This is a genomic window from Desulfotomaculum copahuensis (assembly GCF_001655685.1).
GTDB lineage: Bacteria > Bacillota > Desulfotomaculia > Desulfotomaculales > Desulfovirgulaceae > Desulfotomaculum_G > Desulfotomaculum_G copahuensis.
Map to the genome: position 1 here is coordinate 44,144 of NZ_LYVF01000040.1, position 20,369 is coordinate 64,512.

The window sequence follows — 20,369 nt, forward strand, 5'->3', positions numbered from 1 at the left end:
CTTTAATGCCGGCACCTTGTATAATGCCATGACCGGAATTCATGCGTCAGCCCCGGCTGCAGTTGGACCGGCCATACTAAAATGTTTCCCGGTGCCAAAATTATTCCCCGGCCGGGCTTTCATCCAGCCAGGAAACCCTTGGATGCTCCGGGTCGTTGATAGCCGCGGCCAGATCGGCCACGCCGAAACGGTTTTGCCGCAGGATGTCCAGCAGTTCGTCCAGTTGGCCGTCCAGCCACGGTGTCCAGTGCAGCAAAATAATGTCGCCCGGCTGCAGGTGATCGCTGTCCACGCTCAGGCCGTATCTGTTGCTCACCTCCGCGTCCCACATAATCACGTCATCGATCCCGCAGGCGGCGGCGGTTTGACAAACCCGCGCGTCGTAAGCGCCGTAAGGCGGGCGCAGCAAAAACGGCCGGGCGCCCAACCGGCGGTAATATTCCAGCGGCGCGGCAATTTGAGTTTTCATCCCGGCCGGGGAAAGCCGGCTCAAAGGCAGGTGGGAAAGCGTATGGTCTTCAATATCCCCGCCCGCGGCCAGGAAGTTCCGCCAGTAATCCGGATGTTCCCTGGCCGCCTGTTCAATCAGGAAGGCGGTTACCGGCAGGTGATATTTTTTCATCAGCCGGAGCACGTGCCAGCTGGGATACCAGCCATCGTCTATGGTGATGAAGACAGCCCGCGCTTTGACCGGCAGGGAGGAGAGCACTTTGGCCGGCCCCGCCTTGATGTTTCCGGTGGGTTTGACGGTTATTCCGGCTGCCGGGACCGCCGCCGCTGGTGCTGGGTATGCTTCAGCCGGCGCCGTTCCGGCCGGCGCCGCGTCCGCCCGGCGGAGCCGTTGCTGTCCGGCCGGGACCGGACCGCACTGCACCGGCCGGACAGCCAAATCCAGGGCGGTGCCGGATGGCACCCGGGCAAAAAAAGCCTTGTCCGCCGCCATGGAAAGCACGATCAAAACCAGCGCGGCCGCCGCCACGGTGGCGGGGAAGCGAAACAAGCGCACCCGTCTCATCTCCCATGCACAAGAATAAAAGGCACCCGATCCATTTTGTTCAGGTGCCTTTGAAAAAAGAACTTGATTTTTTGTTTTCAGCAAGCCGGCGGCTTTAGCATTTGCGGCCCGCCGCTTCCAGTTCCAGGGGACTGTGCTCCCCGATGTAGAAGAGGTAATAGCTGGCCGTGATCAGCGCCATGAAAGCCGCGCCGACAATCAGCGACAGCCTGGTGTCGGAGTTGAACCACATGCCCACCAGCACCAGCACCAAAAAGGCGATGGTCAAGTAATTGCTGTAGGGGGACAGGGGCGCCTTGAAGGGATGGTTCCGCATTTCCGCTTTTCTGACCTGCCGGAATTTGATCTGGCTGATCAGCAGTACGAACCAGGGCACCATCCCCGGCAGGACGCTGGAACTGTACACGTACAGGAACAGTTTCGGCGGGGCGACGAAGTTGAGCGCCACACCGACCAAAAGGCAGCCCAGAGTGACCAGCAGGCTGTTGGCCGGCACCCCCCGGGAGGAAACTTTGGCCAGGAATTTGGGCGCCTGGCCGTTTTGAGCCAGGGTGAACAGCATGCGTCCCGAACTGTAAATGCCGCTGTTGCATCCGGACATGGCCGCCGTGAGCACGACGAAATTGATGATGGCGGCGGCGGAGACAATGCCTACTTTGGCGAAGGTCAGCACAAAGGGGCTGCCCATCGAGCCCACCTTATCCCACGGGTAGATGGCTACAATGACAAAGATGGCCCCGATGTAGAAGATCAGAATGCGCCAGATGATGTTCTGGATCGCTTTGCGCAGCGTCCGCTGCGGGTCCTTGGCCTCGCCGGCCGTGATGCCCACCAGTTCAACCCCCTGGTAGGCGGCCACCACCAGGCAGAGGGCGAACAAGAAGCCTTTCAGCCCGCCGGCGAAAAATCCGCCGTGGATATACAGGTTTTGCAGTCCGATTGGCTGGCCGTGATTGCCCAGTCCGAAAAAGATCAACCCGGCGCCGGTCAGGATCATCGCTACAATGGTGACCACTTTGATCAGAGCGAACCAGAATTCAAATTCCCCGTAATATTTGACTGCGACCAGGTTGGCCGTGCCCACGATCAGCATGGCTCCCAGCGCCGGTATCCACTGGGGCAGGGCGGGGAACCAGAATTTCATGTATATGCCGGCCGCGGTCACTTCCGACATGCCCACCGCCACCCACATGAACCAGTAGCTCCAGGCGGTCAGATAACCGGCCAGGGGGCCGATGTATTTGTGGGCGTAAGTGGCGAAGGAACCGGTGACCGGTTCCAGGTGCAGCATTTCACCCATCGTACGCATGATGAAGAAGATAAAGATGCCGGCGACGATGTAGGCCAGCATTACGGAGGGACCGGCCCACTTCAGCGTGCTGGCCGAACCCATGAACAGGCCGACGCCGATCGTTCCGCCCAGGGCGATCAATTCGATGTGTCTGGCCTCCAGGCCTCTTTTCAGTTCTATTTCCGCCATGTGCAGTTCCTCCTCAAATTGCTGCGTTCGTTAGTTGGTTTACCCGGTCCGGAAAGGAGCGCCCGGCGGCCAGCCGGGTTTGCCGTTTCACATTCCATAACTATCCGGTTGCGGCGCCGGCGCCCTCCCGGCGCCGCATGCTTACTGCAGCTGGACGCGGTAACAGTGTTCTTCCAGCAGCTCGCGGATGGCCCGCGCCTGATCCGCGTCCGCCGTCTCCAGTTCCAGCTCCACCCGGGCGGAACCCAGAGGCACGTCCAGAGTTTCGCGGCTGTGGGTGACGGCCAGCACGTTGGCTCCCGAGCCGGCGATCAGCTGCAGCAGCCGCCACAGCGTCCCCGGCTTGTCCGGTATGATGGTATGCAGGAATATCTTGCGGCCGTTTTTGACCAGCCCCTTGTCAATGGTGCGGGACAGGAAATTCACGTCAATATTGCCGCCGCTGAGTACAACCGCCATTTTGCGGTTTTGGTAACCGGACAGGCGGTGCAAAACGGCCGCCACCGGCGCCGCCCCGGCCCCTTCGGCCACGGCCTTGGCCCTTTCCAGCAGCAGCAGGATGGCGCCGGCGATTTCATCCTCGTCCACGGTAACCACATCGTCCACGTAGCGCCGCACAATCTCGAAGGTGAGCTCCCCCGGCGTCTTTACGGCAATGCCGTCGGCGATGGTGGGTGTCCCGTCCACCGTGATCAGTTTGCCGCGGGCCGCCGATTCGGCCATGGAAGGCATGTTTTTGGCCTGGACGCCGATTATTTTCACGCCCGGCCGCAGGCTTTTCAACGCCACCGCAATGCCCGCAATCAGACCGCCGCCGCCGATCGGCACCACTACCACCTCCACGTCGGGCAGATCGGCCAGAATTTCCAGGGCGATGGTGCCCTGGCCGGCCATCACCTGCGGGTCGTTGAAAGGATGAATGAATGTGGCCCCGGTTTCGGCCTGGATGCGTTTGGCCTCCTCGTAGGCCTGGTCGTAAATATCGCCGTGCAGGACCACATCCGCCCCGTACTGGCGGGTGGCCGTGATTTTGGACAGGGGGGCGTGCTTGGGCATCACAATGGTGGAACGGATGCCGAAAACCGTAGCCGCCAGGGCCACTCCCTGGGCGTGGTTGCCGGCGGAGGAGGCGATCACGCCCTTATCCTTTTCTTCCTGCCGCAGGCCGGCAATTTTGTTGTATGCTCCGCGCAGCTTGAAGGAGCCGGTGCGCTGCAGGTTTTCCATCTTCAAATAAACGTGGTTGCCGCTCATTTCGCTCAAGGTGGTATTGTAGACCAGGCCGGTCTTGTAGGCTACGCCTTCCAGCGTTTTAGCGGCTTTTTGCACATCTGCAAGCGTGATCATCATTTCCACCTTCCATCCCGGAAAATAACCGGCCCGGAAAATAACCGGCCGTCAAAATCAGGCGAAACAAGCCGGCCGGCCGGTGTCCGCGCCCTTTTTACTCCACCGGCGGCATGCCGGGCGCTATTGACGGGCGATGATTTCTATTTCCACCAGCGCCCCCTTGGGCAGTTCGGCCACCGCCACACAGGAGCGGGCCGGCGGGGTGTCGTCGAAATAACGGCCGTAAATCTGGTTTACAGTGGCGAAGTCGTTCATGCTGGTGATGAAGACAGTGGTTTTCAGCACGTGACTGAAATTCAAGCCGGCGGCGGCGAGGATCTGTTTTATGTTTTCCATCACCTGTTCCGTCTGCGCTTCAATGCCGCCCGGCACCAGTTCGCCGGTGGCGGGGTTGATGGCGATCTGGCCGGAGGCGAAGAGAAAATCGCCTGTCCGCACCGCCTGGGAATAGGGTCCGATGGCCTGGGGCGCCCGTCCGGTTTTAATCGCTTCTTTCATTTTTCAGTTCCCCTTTCTTGGTTAAATATCTGTAGATGGTGCTTTCCGAGGTTTTCAGATATCCGGCCGCTTCGGCAACGGCTCCTTTGAGCAGGAAAAAGCCCATCTCGTTTAGTTTGCGCACAAAGCACGTTTTTTCTTCCGGAGACAGCCGCTCCGGAGGGATGTTTATTTCCCCGGCGACTTTTCCGATCATGGTGAGCATCAGTTCTTCCAGCGAAGTGTTCATCGTTTCCGGACAGGCCCGGTCGCTGTTTTCCGCTTCCCATTCCCCCCGGCCGGCGCACTGGAGGAAATCGTCAAGAAACTTGCGCGCCTGCAGGGCGGCGCTCAGATCCACATTTACGCACAACATGCCGGCAATCCCGCCGTCATCGTCCTTGATGAACAGGGTGGACGAGCGCAGCGGTTTTCCGTCCCGGGTGCGTGCCGGGTAGTTGACCAGGATGTCCTGTGTATGGTAGGCCTCTTCCTGTAAAAGCTTGAGCCCCAGGTCGGTCAGCGGTCCCCCGGTCCGCCGCCCGCTGACATGACCGTTGCGGATGGCGACGATGGAATTGTCCACATTGGCCGTATCGTGCAAAACCACCTCACAGTGCGGCCCGGCAATAGCGGCAATGAAATCCACCAGGGGAAGGAATTTTTTTAGCAGCTCTTCCCTTTTCATCTCATTCTCCTCCCTTGCTGTTTTTTGCCGGCCATGTGACCCGGGTAACTACCTGATGCTTAAAGATTCGACGTGGTAATAAAAATTCCTCTGCATGCAAAATAATTTTTACTGTTGCGTCAAATTTTTTGTCGCTGCTGTTTACCGCACGGACAGGGCTGGTGAGCAGGCGGGGACGGCCATCCCCGTCCGGGTTTTCAGGGACAAACAATGGTCCGGTGAAGCTCCTTTCGCGACCGGCGGGCGGCGACCCACGCGGTGCGGCAAGCACCGTCCGGCCGTCCGGTGCATATGATGGTAAAAGAATAACGCTTTCGGGGTACTGGAGTGATGCCCTCTGGCCAAGTACCGGATCATCAGTTTCGACGGCGGCGGAATCCGCGGCGCGCTGACGACGGCTTTATTGAAACGGCTGCACGGCTTTTTCCCCGAACTGTTCAATACTGCCGACCTGTTCGCCGGCACCTCCACCGGTTCGTTCATCGCCCTCGGCCTGGCCTCCGGGCTGCCCGTGGAACGTATTGCCGGTCTTTACTCCGAACAAAACGGAAAGTATATTTTTACGCCGCGTAATTTTGAACTGTTCAGACCGAAATATGATCGCGATCACCTCAAGGAAAAACTGCAGTCCGTTTTCCCGGCCGATCTGCGCCTGAAAGATTTGAAACGCCCGGTGCTCGTCCCTGCGTTCCGGGTGACCGCCGACGGCATGGGCAGTTGGGGACCGGTTTTTTTCAGTAACTTTCCCTATGCGTCCACCCGGGACGAAAGGGTTTTGGATGTGGCCCTGGCCAGCAGCGCGGCGCCCGTCTATTTCCCCTCCTACCGTCATTTTATCGACGGCGGTGTGGTGGCCAACAACCCCGGTACGGCGGCCATCGCCCTGGCCAGGGACAAAAACGCCGGCAATCAGGAATTGGCCGATGTTTACCTGCTGTCCGTGGGCACCGGCTTTTCCCCCCTGTATATTTCCGCGGACACCAGCGACTGGGGTGCGCTGGAGTGGGCGCTGTACCCCTTTCCGCCGCTTCCCCTGATCAGCGTCATGTTCGACGGCGCGGCGGAGGCCGATGTGCAGTTCGGCGCCCGGTTGCTGGGCGGGCAGTATCACCGGCTCAATCCCGTTTTAAGCCAGCCGGTCGCGCTGGACGATTACAAGAAAATCCCCTACTTGATCAATGTGGCCGAAAACTACAACCTGGATCCGGTGATCAACTGGCTCAAAAGCAACTGGTTTTAACGGCCGGGTCCACATGCCAACAACAGTGCTGACGCCTGAACCGCTATAGACATGGTATGGCCGGGATGTGCGGGGCAAAGGCGGCGGTTGTGATGCCGCACGGCGGCGGGTCGAGTACTTCAGCGGGTAGATGGCTGCCACGGTTTTACGGCGTCGGCACTGATCACATAAACGGGTGCTTGCTTTTAACCGGGCTTTAATGTATAATAATTTAGCAGCTGAAAAAACAGCGGCTGCTTCTGTTTTTTCAAGAGACCACGGAGAGATGGCTGAGTGGTTGAAGGCGCTCGCCTGGAGAGCGAGTAGACGGGCATTAAACCTGTCTCGAGGGTTCGAATCCCTCTCTCTCCGCCATTTTCTGCAATTTGGCCGTACTAGATGGGGAGGTAGCGGTGCCCTGTACCCGCAATCCGCTAGAGCGGGGTCGAATTCCTGCCCGCGGGTCTGGTTTGTGGGGTCCGGCTCCTGTAAGGAGTGTTGACGGTTGGGTCTTGCGCGACGGAGACTTTTGAACCGTGTCAGGTCCTGGCGGAAGCAGCACTAAGGAAGACCCTCCGGGTGCCGCAAGGGCGCCTGACCCGAGCCACCTGCAGGGGTAACGCCCGGAAGCCATTATTCAACGGCAGGTGTGCGGCCATCCAGATTATCACAAGAACCGTCCGGAAATGCGGCGGTTCTTTTTTTTTGAAAAGGGAATCCGTCCGTCCGCGGCGAATTGGTAGTTATTCCAGGCTATGGGGGAAGAAAAATGGCTTACCTGGCTCTTTACCGGCAATGGCGGCCGCAGTCGTTCCGGGAGATTGCGGGACAGGAGCATGTCACCCGCACTTTGCAAAACGCCCTGCTGGCCGGCCGGGTGACCCACGCCTACCTTTTTTGCGGCCCCCGGGGCACGGGCAAAACCACCACGGCCAAAGTGCTGGCCAAAGCGCTCAACTGCCGGCAAAGGCAGGGGGCGGAACCATGCAACCGGTGCGCCGGCTGTCAAAGCATCAACAACGGCGCATCCATGGATGTGGTGGAAATAGACGCCGCCTCGCACCGGGGTATTGACGAAATCCGGGAACTGCGGGAAAAGGCCGGCCTTGCCCCGGCCGCCGGCGATTACCGGGTTTATATCATCGACGAAGTGCATATGTTGACCAATGAAGCGTTCAATGCTTTGTTGAAAACATTGGAGGAACCGCCCGCGCACGTGATTTTTATCCTGGCCACCACCGAGCCGCACAAGGTGCCCCTGACCATCCTCTCCCGCTGCCAGCGCTTTGACTTTCACCGCATTGAAGTTCCGGTGATTGTGGAGCGCCTGCGGGAGGTGGCCGCCGGCGCCGGGCTGACGGCGGAGGAAAAGGCGCTGCGCCTGATCGCCCGGGCGGCCGACGGCGGGCTGCGCGACGCCCTGGCCATTTTGGACCAGGCGGCCGCCTTTGCCGGGACGAAGATTACCGCCGGAGACATCCACCAGGTGCTGGGCACCGTGCAGGATGACGTACTGGCCGCCCTGGCCCGGGATCTGGCCGCCGGCCGGGCGGGCGGGGCGCTGCTCATGCTGGCGGAACTGGTGGACCGGGGACGGGATCTGCAGCTGCTGGTGCGCGCGCTGACCGCCTACCTGCGCCGGCTGCTTTTGTGCAAAGTGTCCGCCGGCCCGGCGGCTGCGCCGGGGGACGGTGAGGATGAACCGCCGGCGGAACAGGCCCTCTTCAGCCGGGAACAATTATTGCATATTTTGCATATTTTTACCCGGGCGGAGCAGGATATGAAGTGGAGCAGCCAGCCGCGGATAATGCTGGAAATAGCGCTGGTGGAGGCCGCCCGTCCGGAGGCGGACGACTCTCCGGACGGCCTGTCCCGGCGGGTGGCCCGGCTGGAGGAAACCATCGCCCGCTTGACAGCGGGTAAAGAAGAAGCGGCGGCGACGGCTGAAGCGGCCGGCCGTCCGGCGGTTCCGGCTGATCCGGTTGGTGCGGATGCCGACCCGGCGCCGGCCGGGAGCACACCGGGGCCGGCGGGCGGCTTTTCCCCGGCGGCGCACGGAAACGCGCCGCCTGATGAAGTAAAATCACGTGCATTTATGGATTCTGCTGTTGCCCGGCCGGAACCGGACAGCCGGGGCGATGCCGCGCCGGCAAATATGACACCGGACGGCGCCGTGCCCGCAAACACCACGCCAGGCGACAGTCCGGATCCATCGGTGCCGCCGTCCGCCGGGCAGCCGGCGGATCCCCTGCCGGTATCGCCTTTCGGGGGTGGGCCGGCCGGCCCTCCGGCCCCGGCTGCGGCCGCACAGCGGCCGCCGGACGGGCGGGAGCGCCTGGCTGCACGGGCGGCATCCGTTCCGGCTGCTGACGCGGACGGCGCCGGCGGCCGGCCGGATGAGGAGGCCCTGCAGCGCCTGCGCGGCCGCTGGCTGGAAATAACGGATCTGGTCAAGGGGAGCAGCCTGCCGGTGTATACCTACCTGATGCGCGCCTGGCCGCTGCAGGTGCGGGACAACTGCCTGATGCTGGCTTTTTCACCGCCCGATCTGCTGTTCAAAGGGCTGCTGGAAGCGCCTGAGAACCGCCGGGTGCTGGAGGATGCCCTGGCTTCCCTGTTCAAACGGGAATGGAGCGTGCGTTGTGTTTGCAGCGATGAAAAACCCCCCGGCCGGACGGATGGCGGCCCGGCGGAAAAAGGACTGGATTATTCCGGCGCGCTGAGCCTGTTCGGAATGGAGGAAACGGCCGGCGGCCCCGGGGATGATTAAATAAATCAAAGGGGGAATGGCCCGTGATGGGTGGCGGCAACATGAACAAAATGATGAAACAGGTGCAGAAGATGCAGGCGGAAATGGTCAAGATGCAGGAGGAGCTGGGCAACCGCACGGTGGAGTCGACCGCCGGCGGCGGGGTGGTCAAAGTGACGGCCAACGGCAAGCAGGAGGTCCTGTCCATCGAGATCAAGCCCGAAGCCGTGGATCCGGAAGACGTGGAGATGCTCCAGGATCTGATCCTGACCGCGGTGAACAGCGCCCTCAGCGACTCGCGGGAAATGGTGGCCCGCGAGATGAGCAAACTCACCGGTGGGCTGAACATCCCCGGCCTGTTTTAATGTGCCCACAGCCGCGCTCGCAGGTGGCGGCCGGATCCGGATATGAGCGGCGTGGTGCGGCCACCGGCCCTTACATTTGTTGGTCGAGTTCAAAAAATCATGCATGTTGGGAGTGATAGCGGGTGCGGTATTACGCCGGGCCGGTGGCCCGCCTGATTGACGAACTGGCCAGGCTGCCCGGCATCGGCAACAAAACGGCCCAGCGCCTGGCCTTCCACCTGCTCAACGCGCCGCCGGAAGCGGCGCATAATCTGGCCCGGGCCGTGACGGAAGCCCGGGACAGCGTGCGCTTTTGCAAAATATGCGCCAATCTTACGGACAGCGAGGTGTGTCAGATCTGCGCCGATCCCGGACGCGATCAGACGCAGATCTGTGTGGTCGGCGAGCCCAAGGACCTGGTGGCCATGGAAAAAACCCGCGGCTACAAGGGCGTGTATCACGTCCTGCAGGGCGTCCTTTCGCCGCTCAATGGAGTGGACGCGGACAGTCTGACCATCCGTCAACTGCTGGCCAGGCTGGAGGGGGGACGGGTGAGGGAAGTGATCCTGGCCACCAACCCGAATGTGGAGGGCGACGCCACCGCTCTTTACCTGGCCCGCCTGATCAAACCCCTGGGGGTGAAGGTGACGCGCATCGCCCACGGTCTGCCCGTGGGCGCGCACCTGGAATACGCGGATGAAATGACGCTGGCCAAAGCACTGGAAGGGCGGCGGGAGGTATAACCCGCCGTTCGTCCCGGCGCCGGGGGCCTGCCGCCGGAACCCCGGGCCGGACAAGGGCTTTTCCGGGCGCGTTCACCGCGGCGCCGGCCGGCATGGCGACGCGACCGGATATGCCGGCATAATTATCCGGTCCGCCCCATATACATGGGCATGGGACATGTATTGGGGGTGGCCGGAGTGGATGGAAAGCTGATTATACCCGGAATACTGGGCCTGCTCGGACTGGTCCTGGCCGGGCCGTTCCTGGCCGGGCCGGCTAAGTTTGTTTTGCGCCTGGCGCTGTGCGTACTGGTGGGCGCGGTCCTGCTGCTGGCAGCCAATTTCGTGCTCGCACATTTCGGGCTGCACATTGCGATCAACCCGTTCACCCTGCTTGCCGCCGGCGTGCTGCAGGTTCCCGGGGTGTTTTTGCTGGCCGTGTTGAACTATTTTTTCAGCTGAAGACGTGTTTCCCAATAATCATCATAGCCCCGTTTCTGGAAAAAAAGCGCCGGAACGGGGTTTTTTCCTTCTGTTGACTTGGAATGAGAATTGCACTATACTGTTACAGTATACGGATAAATGGGTAAATGGGACAGGTGGTGCCGCTGTCCCGGTTTTAGTTTTGTTTATTTTTTGTATTGTTCTTAATCTTGCAGTTAATTTTCACCTTCCAAAACATGTTCCGGCGGAGGTGAGATTAATATTCCCAAACGGATAGTGGAAGCATATATCGGTGAATATGCCAGCGGCAAAAGCGAGGTGGCGGTGAACCGCGCCCTGCAGCTGGCCCGGCTGGGCCGCCGCGTGAACCTGGTGGACCTGGACATAGTCGAGCCCTGCTACACCCTGCGGCCGATTAAAAGAAAACTGCGCGATCTGGGCATAGACGTGCTGGCCTGGGAAACCCGGGAAACCATGGGCCTGGGGGAGGCCGGCAACATATTGCGCCCGGGCAACCGCTGGGCCTTGAGGCGCCCGGGGGATGTGATCCTGGACATCGGCTACGGGGTGGAAGGGGCCAAAACACTGCACCTGCTGGAGGGTGCGGAAACCGATCCGGATCTCAAGGTGCTGGCGGTGATCAACATCGCCCGGCCGGTGACCGGCTCGCTGCCGGATATAATAGCATACGTGCGTGAACTGGGACGGGTGGACGGGCTGATCAACAACAGTCACCTGGGTGACGAAACCACGGTGGAGTTCGTCCAGGAGGGCGCCGCCGTAGTCACGGCGGCCGCCCGGGAACTGAACCTGCCGGTGGCGGCCACCACCGTCCTGGCCGGGCTGGCCCGGGAAATCGGTCCGCAAGACGCCGTGGGCAACCCGGTATGGCCGATCACCCGGTACATGCCCGAAACATTCTGGTAAACAACCGGATGTTTATCATCCGGTATGGAATTAATACAGGAGGTGCAGCAGTTAAATGGCAGACAAGCCTATTGAGGGTGAAAAGCGGGTCTTCATGACCGGCAACGAAGTCGTCGCCTGGGCGGCCCTGGCGGCGAAAGCCGAGATCATGTACGGCTATCCGATCACCCCCCAGAACGAAATCATGCATTACTGGACACGCATGGCCCCCAAGTTCGGCCGCGAGTTTCTGCAGACGGAGGACGAGCTGTCGGCCGGCTTTACCACTGCCGGCGGCGTGCTGGCCGGACGGAAGGCGTTCACCGCCACGGCCGGCCCCGGCAACACCCTGATGCAGGAGCCCATGTCCATGGCCGAGGCCATGCGCCTGCCGGTGGTGGTGGTGGTGCAGCAGCGCGGCGGTCCGTCCACGGCCACGGTGATCTACTCCCAGCAGGAAGTGACCATGACCACCATGGGCGGCAACGGCGAGGGGCTGCGTGTGGTTTACTCCACGGCCACCCACCAGGAGCTGTTTGATTATACGATCAAGGCTTTCAACACCGCCTGGAAGTACCGCTTCCCCACCTTTGTGCTGGGCGACGGCTATCAGGCCAAAATGCGCGAGTCGCTGACCATATACGACCCGGAAGCCCGGGGTGTCACCCTGCTGCCGGCCGAGGCCTACCTGGGCAAGCCGGGTACGCCCGGTGTGGACCGGCCGCCGGCCCAGTACCGGAATACTTACAACGTGGAAGAAGAACTATACGAGGTATTGCAGGGCTATTTCAAGGACTATGAAAAAATGGCCCCGGAGATAGCCGAGTTTGATGCTTTTGATACGGAAGACGCCGACCTGGTAGTCATTTCCCACGGCGTGGTTTCCCGGGCGGCCAAGGGCGCGGTGAAGGAACTGCGCGCCGCCGGCTATAAAGTGGGCTATTTCCGGCCGATCACCCTGCGTCCGCTGCCCGTCAAGGAACTGCGGGCATTGGGCGGCCGGACCAAACAGTTCCTGGTCGCCGAGTCGGCCAACGGCCAGTTGGCCCGGCTGCTGAAAGAAGCCGCTTACGGCTGCCCGGTGGAAATGCTGCCCATGTACAAACCGGGTGTCGGCATCACCACCGAAGAAGTGGTGGCCCGGGTGAAGGAGATTGCCGGTTAAAAATCACCGGTTTGTGGAAACTGAAAGGAGGCTGTTCCATGTCAGTGCAACCAGCCATGCCGAAAAGCTGGCGCATGGATACCAAACCACATAAATTCTGCCCCGGGTGCGGCCACGGCCTGGTATTGAAGGCTCTGGGCATGGCCATCGACGAACTGGGCATTCAGGACCGGGCCGTTTTTGGCTGTGACATCGGCTGTTCACTATTATCCTGGGACTTTTTCAATGTCGACAGCATTCAGACCCACCACGGCCGGACCACGCCGGTGATCACCGGCCTGAAGCGGGCCAACCCCAATCTGATCGGCATTGCCTACATGGGCGACGGCGGCGGCTACGCCATCGGCTCACAGCATCTGGTCAACGCGGCGGCCCGGAACGAACGCATTACCGCCATCCTGGTGAACAATACCCAGTACGGCATGACCGGCGGCCAGATGGCCCCGACCACCCTGCCCGGCCAGAAAACAGAAACCACCCCTTACGGCCGGGATCCGGAGAAAACCGGCTATCCCGTCCAGGGGCCGGAAATGGTGGCCGCGATCACCCGCGAAGGCTCCTACGTGGCCCGTGGCACCATTGCCAACCTGAACCAGCTGAAGGGCTATATTAAAAAAGCCCTGCAGAACCAGATTGAGGGCAACGGCTTCTCCTTTGTGGAAGTGCTCTCGGCCTGCCCCACCAACTGGCGGACCAATGCCGAGGAAACCTGGAACATGGTGGAAAAGGAGATGCCCAAATTCTTCAAAGTGGGCGAAATAAAGGTGCCCGGCGCCGGCAAGGAGGGACAGGAGAATGGGTAAAACGGTGAAAGTTCTCCTGGCCGGGGAAGGCGGCCAGGGAGTGCAGTCGGTGGCTCAGATCATCGCCGAGGCGGCCAATGAAGAAGGCCGGGAAGCGCTGTACATCCCCAACTTCGGCGTGGAACAGCGGGGCGGCGTGTCCGTGGCCTATCTGCAGATCGGGGATGAGCCGATCGGCGCGCCCAAGTTCTTGACCGGGGATATCGTCATTGCCCTGAGCGACCGGGCGGTGCACCGCACCCGGCAGTACGTGGGGCCGCAAACGCTTTTTGTTTACGATTCCAGTATTGAAAACATTGAAGACGCCCTGCCCGCGAACGCAAAAAAAATCCTGGCCATTCCGGCGCTGGATGTGGCCAAAAAAGAACTGCACCCGCGGGTGTTCAACATCATCATCATGGGCGCCGTGGTCAAGGCCACCGAAGTGGTCTCGGAAGCGGACGCCAAGAAGGCCATTGAAAAGAAGCTGGGCTACAAGTTTGAAAAGAATCCCAAGCTCCGGGAATTAAACTACAAGGCCATCGAGCGCGGCATGGAGCTCGTGGCCCGGGCGATGTAAGGGGGCTGGAAACAGATGACGGTAGCTTTTAAAGGGCGCACGCTGGAACTGGAAAAGGGCTTCTGGACGGTATTCCCCGGCCTGTGCAAGGGCTGCGGCCTGTGCATCCAGAAGTGCCCGAAAAAATGCCTGGCCTGGTCGGATGTGCTCGGGGTTTACGGCACGCCGTCCATTGAACCGAACGACGAGTGCATTGCCTGCGGCATCTGCCAGAATGTCTGTCCCGACTGTGCGATCATGGTGGAAAAAAAGAAAAAGGCCAAAGCGGGCTAAAAATGCGCGGCCCTTTCCGGTTAAGGAAAGGGCCCTATCATTAACAGCCGTTTAAGGCTGATTGTTTGCGATTGTTAAAACAAGCCGTGCAGTAAAAAGTGGCGGTTCTTTTGACGCGTCAGGCGCAGTTGACGGTGGGTCAGTTCAATATCGCTCCTGATTTGATACAAAGTGGCCGGATCGATGCCCGTGCTGGAGGCGATCTCCATATCGTTAAGCCCCTTTTTCCAGGCGCGGATCAACCTGGAAACATTGGTGCGGTATTTGCGGGACAGACTTTTTTCATCAATCTCCTTGTCCGCCGGCACGATCTTCAGCTCCTTTCTTTTTTTTACTGGTTTTATTTTGACCGCCGCTTTACATGGATATGAGCATAAACTTTAACCAGTACGGCGCTATAAATCCTGACCGGCCAAAACCTGTATCGGTAAAGGCCGGTTTTGGTTTAAAATTAAACTGCTTGGAGCAACTGGCCGGATATGATAAAATAAGAATAAAAAAAATTGAGTTGATTGACTTTGCTTCCGGATCAAGAGCAATTGCCGCTTCTTGCGGCGCTGGTCCGGCACTGCCGGACCAATCCGGCGCGTTTGCACGTGCCCGCCCACCGGCAGGGGCGGGCCGTTCCGGCGGCATTGACGGATCTGGCGGAAAAAAATATTTTCCGTTTCGACCTGACGGAACTGCCCGGCCTGGACGACCTGCACCATCCGCAGGGGGCCATCGCCGCGGCGCAGCAGTTGGCGGCGGCATTGTACGGGGCCGGCCGTACCTTTTTCCTGGTCAACGGCACCACCTGCGGCCTGCAGGCGCTGCTGCTGGCCCTGTGCCGGCCGGGGGAGGAAATCCTGCTGCCGCGCAATGTGCACCGGTCCGTACTGGGCGGACTGGTATTGAGCGGGGCCAGGCCGGTCTACCTGCCGCCGGTGGTGATCAAAGATTTCGGGCTGGCCGCCGGGGTGCGGGAAGACACACTGGCCGCCGCCCTTGCACGCCATCCGCGGGCCAGGGGTTATCTGGCCGTTTACCCCACCTATTACGGCCTGGCCCCGGATTTGACCGGACCGGCGGCGGTGCTCCACCGGTTGGACAAGCCGCTGCTGGTGGACGAGGCGCACGGCGCCCACCTGCCCTTTCATCCGGCGCTGCCGCCGCCGGCGCTGGCTCAGGGCGCCGATGCCAGTGTACAGAGCGTCCATAAGCTGGGCGGTTCGCTGACCCAGTCCTCCTGGCTGCACCTCGGGGGCGCGCGTCCGGACCCGGCGCGGGTGGCGGCGGCGCTGCGGCTGCTGCAGACCAGCAGCCCTTCCTACATTTTGCTTGCCTCTCTGGATGCGGCCAGACGGCAGCTGGCCCTGGACGGGCGGCGCCTGCTGGAACGGGCGCTGACGCTGGCCCGGGACCTGCGGCGGGAGTTGGCGCGCATACCCGGCCTGGCCGTGCTGGACGAAGAGCATCTGGCCGGCGCCGGCGCGGCGGCCGCCCGCCTGGATCCGACCCGGGTGGTGATCTCGGTGCACGGGCTGGGCCTGACCGGCTATCAAGCGGCCCGCCTGCTGGCGGAAAAGCACCGGGTGATGGTGGAAATGGCCGATTACCGCCACCTGGTGGCGGTAACCGGCCTCGGCACCACCGCGGAGGATTGCCGGGCGCTGGTCCGGGCGCTGCGGGAAATATCCCGCCGGGACGCCGCTGCGGACCGTTCCCGGTCCGTTTGTCCCGGTCCGCCGGACGCGCCGCCCGTCCGCCTCACCCCGCGGCAGGCCTGGTTCGCCCCCGCCCGCCCGGTGCCCCTGGAACAGGCCGCCGGGCTGGTGGCCGCCGAAACGGTGGCCGTATACCCGCCCGGCATTCCGGCGCTGTGCCCGGGAGAAGAAATTACGCCCGAAATAATCGAGTATTTGAGCATCGTCCGGCGGCACGGCCTGCCCGTGCAGGGGCCGGCGGACGGCACTTTGCAGACGTTACGGGTGGTGAGCTGAATATTTATCGTTTTTGAAGGGATCGACGGAACGGGTAAAACCACGCAGGTCAATTTGCTCGCCCGGGCGCTGTCCGGCCGTGGTCTTCCGGTGCTGGTCACCCGCGAGCCGGGGGGAACGGCGGCGGCCGAGGCCATCCGCCGGCTGCTGCTCGATCCGGCCGGGGAGAGCCTGGAGCCGCTCACCGAAGTGCTGCTTTACGCCGCCGCCCGGGCGCAGCATGTGGCCCGCAAAATACGCCCCGCCCTGGCCGCCGGGCGGGTGGTGCTCTGTGACCGCTTTGCGGACGCCACCCTGGCTTACCAGGGTTTCGGCCGCGGGCTGGAAATAGGTGCTTTGGCCGGGCTCAACGCCCTGGCGGCCGGCGGGCTTGTGCCCGCGCTGACCTTCCTGCTGGACATGCCGCCGGCGGAGGCGCTGGCCCGCCTGAAGCGGCCGGCGGACCGCATGGAGCGGGAAGGGATTGAATTTTACCGGCAGGTGCGCCGGGGCTACCTGGAATTGGCCGCCCGCGAACCGGGGCGTTACCGTGTGATTGACGCCCGGCCGGCGGCCGGGACGGTGCACGGCCTGGTGCTGGCCGCGGTGGAGGAAATGCTGCATGAAACAGTTTGCCGGTTTAGCCGGGCATGAGGATATCATCCGTTCCCTGCGCCGGGCGGTGACGGACGGCCGGGTGGCGCACGCCTACCTTTTCGCCGGTCCGGCCGGAACCGGCAAAACCACCGCCGCCCGGGCGCTGGCGGCGGCGCTTTTATGCCGGCAGCCCCGGGACGGGGAGGCCTGCGGCGCCTGCCGGGACTGCCGCCAAATGGCGGCGGGCAGCCATCCGGATCTGCACCTGATCGTCCCGGAAGGAGCCTCGATCAAAATCGGCCAGGTGCGGGAGATGCAGCGGGCCGCTACGCTTTATCCCGTGCAGGGACGGCGGCAGGTATACCTGATCAGGGATGCCGACCTGATGACCGCCGGAGCGGCCAACGCCCTGCTCAAGACATTGGAGGAGCCGCCGGCCGGCGTGGTTTTCATCCTCACTTCGGTCCGTCCGTACGCCCTGCTGCCCACGGTGGTTTCCCGCTGCCAGGATTATTTCTTCCGGGTGCTGCCCCTGCCGCTGGTAATGGCGGTGGTGCAGCGGGAAACGGGACTGGATCCGGAAGCGGCCGCCCTGGTGGCCGCCCTGTCCGGGGGCAGCCCCGGCCGGGCGCTGGAACTGGCCGCCGGGGGGGAACCCCTGGAGCAGCGCGCCCGGGCGCTGGCTCTGGCCGCGGCGCTGCCCGGGGCCGGGGCGGCCGTGGCCTGCCGGCAGGCGGCCGCCCTGGCCGCGGAAAAGGGTACGGCGGCTGCTTTTTTGGAAATACTGCTGGTATGGTACCGCGATTTGTTGTTATGGCTGGAAACATCCTCCGGCGAATTGCTGGTGAACCGCGATTGTCAGGCGCAGGTGCGCCGGGAGGCGGCGCGGTTCACCAGCGGCCGGTTGATTCAAATGCTCGGGCAAATTGAACGGACCAGACGGTTGTTGACGGCCGGCGTCAATACCAGGCTGGCCCTGGAAGTGCTTTTTTTGCAGTTGGCGGAAACAGCGTGAAGGCAAGTTTACAGGTGACGGGAGGAATTGCGCATGCCCTGCTGCGTGGTGGGGGTGAGGTTCAGAAAGGCCGGAAAAGTTTATTATTTTGATCCGCAGGGGCTGTCGCTTTCCTGCGGGGATACGGTCATTGTGGAGACGGCCCGGGGGGTGGAACACGGCCAGGTGGTCACCGCGCCCGCCGAGGTGGCCGAAGAAAATGTGGTGGCGCCGTTGAAAAAGGTGATCCGCCCGGCCACCCCCCAGGATCTGGAGCAAATTGCTTTGAATGAGGCGCGGGAGAAACGTGCCTTTCAGGTCGGGATGGATAAAATCGCCGCCCATGGGCTGCCCATGAAGCTGGTGGGCGTGGAACAGACATTCGACGGCAATAAAATTGTTTTTTACTTTACCGCCGAAGGGCGCATCGACTTCCGGGAGCTGGTCAAGGATCTGGCGGCGGTTTTCCGCACCCGCATCGAACTGCGCCAGATCGGGGTGCGGGACGAGGCCAAAATGATGGGCGGCCTTGGCTGCTGCGGCCGCGAGCTTTGCTGCAGTTCCTGGCTGTCCGACTTCGCCTCGGTATCCATCCGGATGGCCAAGGAGCAGAACCTGTCCCTGAATCCGGCCAAGATTTCCGGCATATGCGGCCGTTTGATGTGCTGCCTGAAATACGAAAACGAAATTTACGAGCAGTCGCGTGAGAAATACCCGGAGACGGGCAGCCCGGTAACCACGCCGGACGGTGAGGCCAGGGTGACCGGCGTGAACATCTTCAAGCGTACGGTAACGGTGGAGTTGAAAGAAAGCCGGGCGATCAAGGAATACCCCTTTAATGAAGTGTCCACCGGCGGGACGAGGAGTGAGCACTGTGCCAAGCCTGAATGCATTAATAAAGGAAATGGAAACCAAAATCCAAGAACTAACCACGTGCGTGCAGAAAATAAAAAAAGAAGCACGTGTCCTGACCGGGGAAAACGATAGGCTGCGCGCCCAGTTGGCCCGGGCGCTGGGGCGGGAGGAGGCGGCGGGCGACGCGGAGCAGCGCGGCGGCATGGAAACTTTGCGCCAGCTGTATGAACAGGGCTTTCATATCTGCAACGTGCATTTCGGGCGTCCCCGCACCGCCGACTGCCTCTTTTGCAGCGCCTTTTTAAACCGGGAGAGGGATTGAAATGGACGGTGAGCATCCCGGGTGGTTGTACCTGTGCGCCACTCCGATCGGCAACCTGGAGGATATAACGCTGCGTGTGCTGCGGATTCTGCGTGAGGTGGACCTCATCGCCGCCGAGGACACCCGGCATACCCGTAAACTGCTCAGCCATTACGGCATTCACACCCCGCTGACCAGTTATCACGAGCACAACCGGCGGGAAAAGGGCGAATACCTGCTCGGCCTGCTGCGGTCCGGGCGACGGGTGGCCCTGGTTTCCGACGCCGGCATGCCCGGCATATCCGATCCCGGACAGGAACTGGTGGCCGCCGCCCTGGGGAGCGGCGCCGGCGTGGTGCCCCTGCCCGGCGCCAGCGCCGCCCTGACGGCGCTGGTGGCTTCCGGTTTGCCGGCGGAGCGCTTTTGTTTTGAAGGCTTTTTACCGGCCGGCGGCAGGCTCCGCCGGCAGCGGTTGGCGGAACTGGCCGCGGAAGCGCGCACCGTGATTATTTACGAGGCCCCCCACCGCCTGCGGCAGACCCTGGCCGACCTGCTGGATGTTTTGGGAAACCGCTCCCTGGCAGTGGCCCGGGAACTGACCAAACAGTACGAGCAAATCTGGCGGGGCACGCTGGACGGGGCGGCGGCCTATTTCCAGGAGCACCCGCCCCGGGGCGAGTTTACCCTGGTGGTGGCCGGCGCCGCTGAGAGCGGTACGGCCGGACGGCCGGCGGAAAATGAGTGCCGGCCGGATCCGCCCCTGGCGGAACAGGTGAAGGAGCTGGAAAGCAGCGGCCTGTCCCGCAAGGAGGCGATGCGGGAAGCGGCCCGGCGGCGCGGGATCAGCCGGCGGGACGTTTACCGGGCGGTACTGGAAGAAAAGGAGCGCCGGGAGTGAATCTCCCGCCGGAAGAAACCGGCGGGCTTTTCCGGTGCCGCGGCGGTGTTTTCGCCCGCGCCCGGGGCCGGTGAAAAACGGCGGGCCGGCTGGTATTCTGGTTACCTTTGCCCGGCCCGTTAATCAATTACATTGCTTTGGCGTTTTCAAACATGGCCAGGGCGCATTCCCGGCAAACCAGCTTGCCCCGGTAATGCTGCACGTCCGAGGCGTTTCCGCAAAAGACGCAGGCGGGCTCGTATTTTTTCAGGATGATTTTCTCGTTGTCGACGTAAATTTCCAGGGCGTCTTTCTCGTCAATGCCCAGTGTCCGCCGCAACTCAATGGGAATAACCACCCGGCCCAGCTCGTCCACCTTACGCACAATCCCCGTGGATTTCATTTCTCTTTCCCTCCCCGTTATAAATTCGACAAGATAATACAAGTAAATGGTACCAGGCATCCCAGTAAAAGTCAATATATTTTTGAAAAAATATGGATCATTTTGCAAGAAATTTTCTTTGCCGGGTGAAACTTGACAAACGGGAGCGGTTTCAATAGCATTACCTTAGTAATCACAGGAGGGGTTA

At 61.7% G+C, this 20,369-nt stretch carries 24 protein-coding genes, 1 tRNA gene and 1 other RNA gene; 18 read left to right on the forward strand and 8 right to left on the reverse strand.

Translation table 11 applies throughout. The annotated features are described in order from the left end of the window. Positions 1–100 precede the first annotated feature (100 nt). The 6 genes from A6M21_RS02965 to A6M21_RS02990 form a co-directional block, all read right to left on the reverse strand. Complete coding sequence (locus A6M21_RS02965; protein WP_151191777.1) at positions 101–1,006, reverse strand: polysaccharide deacetylase family protein; 906 nt, start codon at positions 1,004–1,006, stop codon at positions 101–103. A 103-nt stretch (positions 1,007–1,109) separates the two neighbouring features. Continuing rightward, a complete protein-coding gene (locus tag A6M21_RS02970) occupies positions 1,110–2,495 on the reverse strand; it encodes an amino acid permease (protein ID WP_066666409.1) in 1,386 nt (461 codons plus the stop codon). Positions 2,496–2,636: 141 nt separating this feature from the next. After that, complete coding sequence (gene ilvA / locus A6M21_RS02975; RefSeq protein WP_066666410.1) at positions 2,637–3,845, reverse strand: threonine ammonia-lyase; 1,209 nt, start codon at positions 3,843–3,845, stop codon at positions 2,637–2,639. Positions 3,846–3,965: 120 nt separating this feature from the next. Continuing rightward, positions 3,966–4,343, reverse strand: a complete 378-nt coding sequence (locus tag A6M21_RS02980) for a RidA family protein (RefSeq protein WP_066666411.1) — start codon at positions 4,341–4,343, stop codon at positions 3,966–3,968. Then, positions 4,327–5,010: a helix-turn-helix transcriptional regulator gene (locus A6M21_RS02985; RefSeq protein WP_066666412.1), complete on the reverse strand. Its 684-nt coding sequence runs from the start codon at positions 5,008–5,010 to the stop codon at positions 4,327–4,329. The genes A6M21_RS02980 and A6M21_RS02985 overlap by 17 nt, the downstream gene beginning before the upstream one ends. Before the next feature lies 1 nt (position 5,011). Continuing rightward, complete coding sequence (locus tag A6M21_RS02990) at positions 5,012–5,221, reverse strand: hypothetical protein (protein ID WP_066666413.1); 210 nt, start codon at positions 5,219–5,221, stop codon at positions 5,012–5,014. A gap of 144 nt (positions 5,222–5,365) precedes the next feature. Here A6M21_RS02990 and A6M21_RS02995 point away from each other — a divergent pair, with 144 nt between their 5' ends. From A6M21_RS02995 to A6M21_RS03050, 12 genes are all read left to right on the forward strand, one after another. Next, positions 5,366–6,250 carry a patatin-like phospholipase family protein gene (locus A6M21_RS02995; RefSeq protein WP_282434524.1) on the forward strand — a complete coding sequence of 295 codons (885 nt, stop codon included), beginning with the start codon at positions 5,366–5,368 and terminating at the stop codon, positions 6,248–6,250. A 259-nt stretch (positions 6,251–6,509) separates the two neighbouring features. Beyond that, positions 6,510–6,604 (forward strand) — tRNA-Ser (locus tag A6M21_RS03000). Between the two features lie 15 nt (positions 6,605–6,619). Next, positions 6,620–6,884, forward strand: an RNA gene (gene ffs, locus A6M21_RS03005) — signal recognition particle sRNA large type. A 114-nt stretch (positions 6,885–6,998) separates the two neighbouring features. After that, the gene (gene dnaX / locus A6M21_RS03010; RefSeq protein WP_066666415.1) at positions 6,999–8,999 is read left to right on the forward strand and encodes a DNA polymerase III subunit gamma/tau; all 2,001 of its coding nucleotides are present in this window, start codon (positions 6,999–7,001) and stop codon (positions 8,997–8,999) included. Between the two features lie 26 nt (positions 9,000–9,025). Continuing rightward, positions 9,026–9,343, forward strand: a complete 318-nt coding sequence (locus tag A6M21_RS03015; RefSeq protein ID WP_066666416.1) for a YbaB/EbfC family nucleoid-associated protein — start codon at positions 9,026–9,028, stop codon at positions 9,341–9,343. A gap of 122 nt (positions 9,344–9,465) precedes the next feature. Next, the gene (gene recR, locus A6M21_RS03020) at positions 9,466–10,065 is read left to right on the forward strand and encodes a recombination mediator RecR (RefSeq protein WP_066666417.1); all 600 of its coding nucleotides are present in this window, start codon (positions 9,466–9,468) and stop codon (positions 10,063–10,065) included. 177 nt (positions 10,066–10,242) lie between these two features. Next, complete coding sequence (locus A6M21_RS03025) at positions 10,243–10,506, forward strand: pro-sigmaK processing inhibitor BofA family protein (RefSeq protein ID WP_066666455.1); 264 nt, start codon at positions 10,243–10,245, stop codon at positions 10,504–10,506. 258 nt (positions 10,507–10,764) lie between these two features. Further along, positions 10,765–11,415 carry an Mrp/NBP35 family ATP-binding protein gene (locus A6M21_RS18605; protein WP_161485985.1) on the forward strand — a complete coding sequence of 217 codons (651 nt, stop codon included), beginning with the start codon at positions 10,765–10,767 and terminating at the stop codon, positions 11,413–11,415. A gap of 55 nt (positions 11,416–11,470) precedes the next feature. Then, entirely contained in the window at positions 11,471–12,559 is a 1,089-nt protein-coding gene (locus A6M21_RS03035) for a ferredoxin oxidoreductase (protein ID WP_066666419.1), read from the forward strand. A 38-nt stretch (positions 12,560–12,597) separates the two neighbouring features. Then, positions 12,598–13,362, forward strand: a complete 765-nt coding sequence (locus A6M21_RS03040; protein ID WP_066666420.1) for a thiamine pyrophosphate-dependent enzyme — start codon at positions 12,598–12,600, stop codon at positions 13,360–13,362. Further along, positions 13,355–13,921 carry a 2-oxoacid:ferredoxin oxidoreductase subunit gamma family protein gene (locus tag A6M21_RS03045; protein WP_066666421.1) on the forward strand — a complete coding sequence of 189 codons (567 nt, stop codon included), beginning with the start codon at positions 13,355–13,357 and terminating at the stop codon, positions 13,919–13,921. The genes A6M21_RS03040 and A6M21_RS03045 overlap by 8 nt, the downstream gene beginning before the upstream one ends. A 15-nt stretch (positions 13,922–13,936) precedes the next feature. Continuing rightward, positions 13,937–14,194, forward strand: coding sequence for a 4Fe-4S binding protein (locus A6M21_RS03050; protein WP_066666422.1), 258 nt, complete (start codon positions 13,937–13,939; stop codon positions 14,192–14,194). Positions 14,195–14,268: 74 nt separating this feature from the next. Here A6M21_RS03050 and A6M21_RS03055 read toward each other — a convergent pair whose 3' ends face one another. Then, positions 14,269–14,502 (reverse strand): hypothetical protein, encoded by a 234-nt coding sequence (locus A6M21_RS03055; protein WP_066666423.1) that lies wholly within the window; start codon positions 14,500–14,502, stop codon positions 14,269–14,271. A 210-nt stretch (positions 14,503–14,712) separates the two neighbouring features. Between A6M21_RS03055 and A6M21_RS03060 the strand changes: the two genes are divergently transcribed. The 6 genes from A6M21_RS03060 to rsmI are packed head-to-tail and all read left to right on the forward strand — an operon-like array spanning position 14,713 to position 19,800. After that, positions 14,713–16,176 (forward strand): aminotransferase class I/II-fold pyridoxal phosphate-dependent enzyme, encoded by a 1,464-nt coding sequence (locus A6M21_RS03060; protein ID WP_066666424.1) that lies wholly within the window; start codon positions 14,713–14,715, stop codon positions 16,174–16,176. A 6-nt stretch (positions 16,177–16,182) separates the two neighbouring features. Continuing rightward, positions 16,183–16,809 (forward strand): dTMP kinase, encoded by a 627-nt coding sequence (tmk, locus tag A6M21_RS03065; protein WP_282434525.1) that lies wholly within the window; start codon positions 16,183–16,185, stop codon positions 16,807–16,809. Continuing rightward, positions 16,778–17,767: a DNA polymerase III subunit delta' gene (gene holB, locus A6M21_RS03070; protein WP_066666426.1), complete on the forward strand. Its 990-nt coding sequence runs from the start codon at positions 16,778–16,780 to the stop codon at positions 17,765–17,767. Before tmk ends, holB begins: the two co-directional genes overlap by 32 nt. A 33-nt stretch (positions 17,768–17,800) precedes the next feature. Next, a complete protein-coding gene (locus tag A6M21_RS03075) occupies positions 17,801–18,733 on the forward strand; it encodes a PSP1 domain-containing protein (protein ID WP_066666427.1) in 933 nt (310 codons plus the stop codon). Beyond that, positions 18,651–18,923, forward strand: coding sequence for an initiation control protein YabA (locus A6M21_RS17735; protein WP_078060350.1), 273 nt, complete (start codon positions 18,651–18,653; stop codon positions 18,921–18,923). The genes A6M21_RS03075 and A6M21_RS17735 overlap by 83 nt, the downstream gene beginning before the upstream one ends. Position 18,924: 1 nt before the next feature. Beyond that, positions 18,925–19,800 (forward strand): 16S rRNA (cytidine(1402)-2'-O)-methyltransferase, encoded by an 876-nt coding sequence (gene rsmI, locus A6M21_RS03080; protein WP_066666428.1) that lies wholly within the window; start codon positions 18,925–18,927, stop codon positions 19,798–19,800. Positions 19,801–19,927: 127 nt separating this feature from the next. Here rsmI and A6M21_RS03085 read toward each other — a convergent pair whose 3' ends face one another. Next, entirely contained in the window at positions 19,928–20,182 is a 255-nt protein-coding gene (locus tag A6M21_RS03085; protein ID WP_066666429.1) for an AbrB/MazE/SpoVT family DNA-binding domain-containing protein, read from the reverse strand. Positions 20,183–20,369: the final 187 nt, after the last annotated feature.

Coding starts and splice junctions, on each gene's coding strand:
- rsmI (WP_066666428.1), top strand. CDS start 18,925: ATGGACGGTGAGCATCCCGGGTGGTTGTACCTGTGCGCCACTCCGATC.
- A6M21_RS02970 (WP_066666409.1), bottom strand. CDS start 2,495: ATGGCGGAAATAGAACTGAAAAGAGGCCTGGAGGCCAGACACATCGAA.
- A6M21_RS03035 (WP_066666419.1), top strand. CDS start 11,471: ATGGCAGACAAGCCTATTGAGGGTGAAAAGCGGGTCTTCATGACCGGC.
- A6M21_RS03075 (WP_066666427.1), top strand. CDS start 17,801: ATGCCCTGCTGCGTGGTGGGGGTGAGGTTCAGAAAGGCCGGAAAAGTT.
- A6M21_RS03040 (WP_066666420.1), top strand. CDS start 12,598: ATGTCAGTGCAACCAGCCATGCCGAAAAGCTGGCGCATGGATACCAAA.
- A6M21_RS03085 (WP_066666429.1), bottom strand. CDS start 20,182: ATGAAATCCACGGGGATTGTGCGTAAGGTGGACGAGCTGGGCCGGGTG.
- A6M21_RS03015 (WP_066666416.1), top strand. CDS start 9,026: ATGGGTGGCGGCAACATGAACAAAATGATGAAACAGGTGCAGAAGATG.
- holB (WP_066666426.1), top strand. CDS start 16,778: ATGAAACAGTTTGCCGGTTTAGCCGGGCATGAGGATATCATCCGTTCC.
- ilvA (WP_066666410.1), bottom strand. CDS start 3,845: ATGATGATCACGCTTGCAGATGTGCAAAAAGCCGCTAAAACGCTGGAA.
- A6M21_RS03050 (WP_066666422.1), top strand. CDS start 13,937: ATGACGGTAGCTTTTAAAGGGCGCACGCTGGAACTGGAAAAGGGCTTC.
- dnaX (WP_066666415.1), top strand. CDS start 6,999: ATGGCTTACCTGGCTCTTTACCGGCAATGGCGGCCGCAGTCGTTCCGG.
- A6M21_RS02980 (WP_066666411.1), bottom strand. CDS start 4,343: ATGAAAGAAGCGATTAAAACCGGACGGGCGCCCCAGGCCATCGGACCC.
- A6M21_RS17735 (WP_078060350.1), top strand. CDS start 18,651: ATGGAAACCAAAATCCAAGAACTAACCACGTGCGTGCAGAAAATAAAA.
- A6M21_RS02985 (WP_066666412.1), bottom strand. CDS start 5,010: ATGAAAAGGGAAGAGCTGCTAAAAAAATTCCTTCCCCTGGTGGATTTC.
- A6M21_RS03045 (WP_066666421.1), top strand. CDS start 13,355: ATGGGTAAAACGGTGAAAGTTCTCCTGGCCGGGGAAGGCGGCCAGGGA.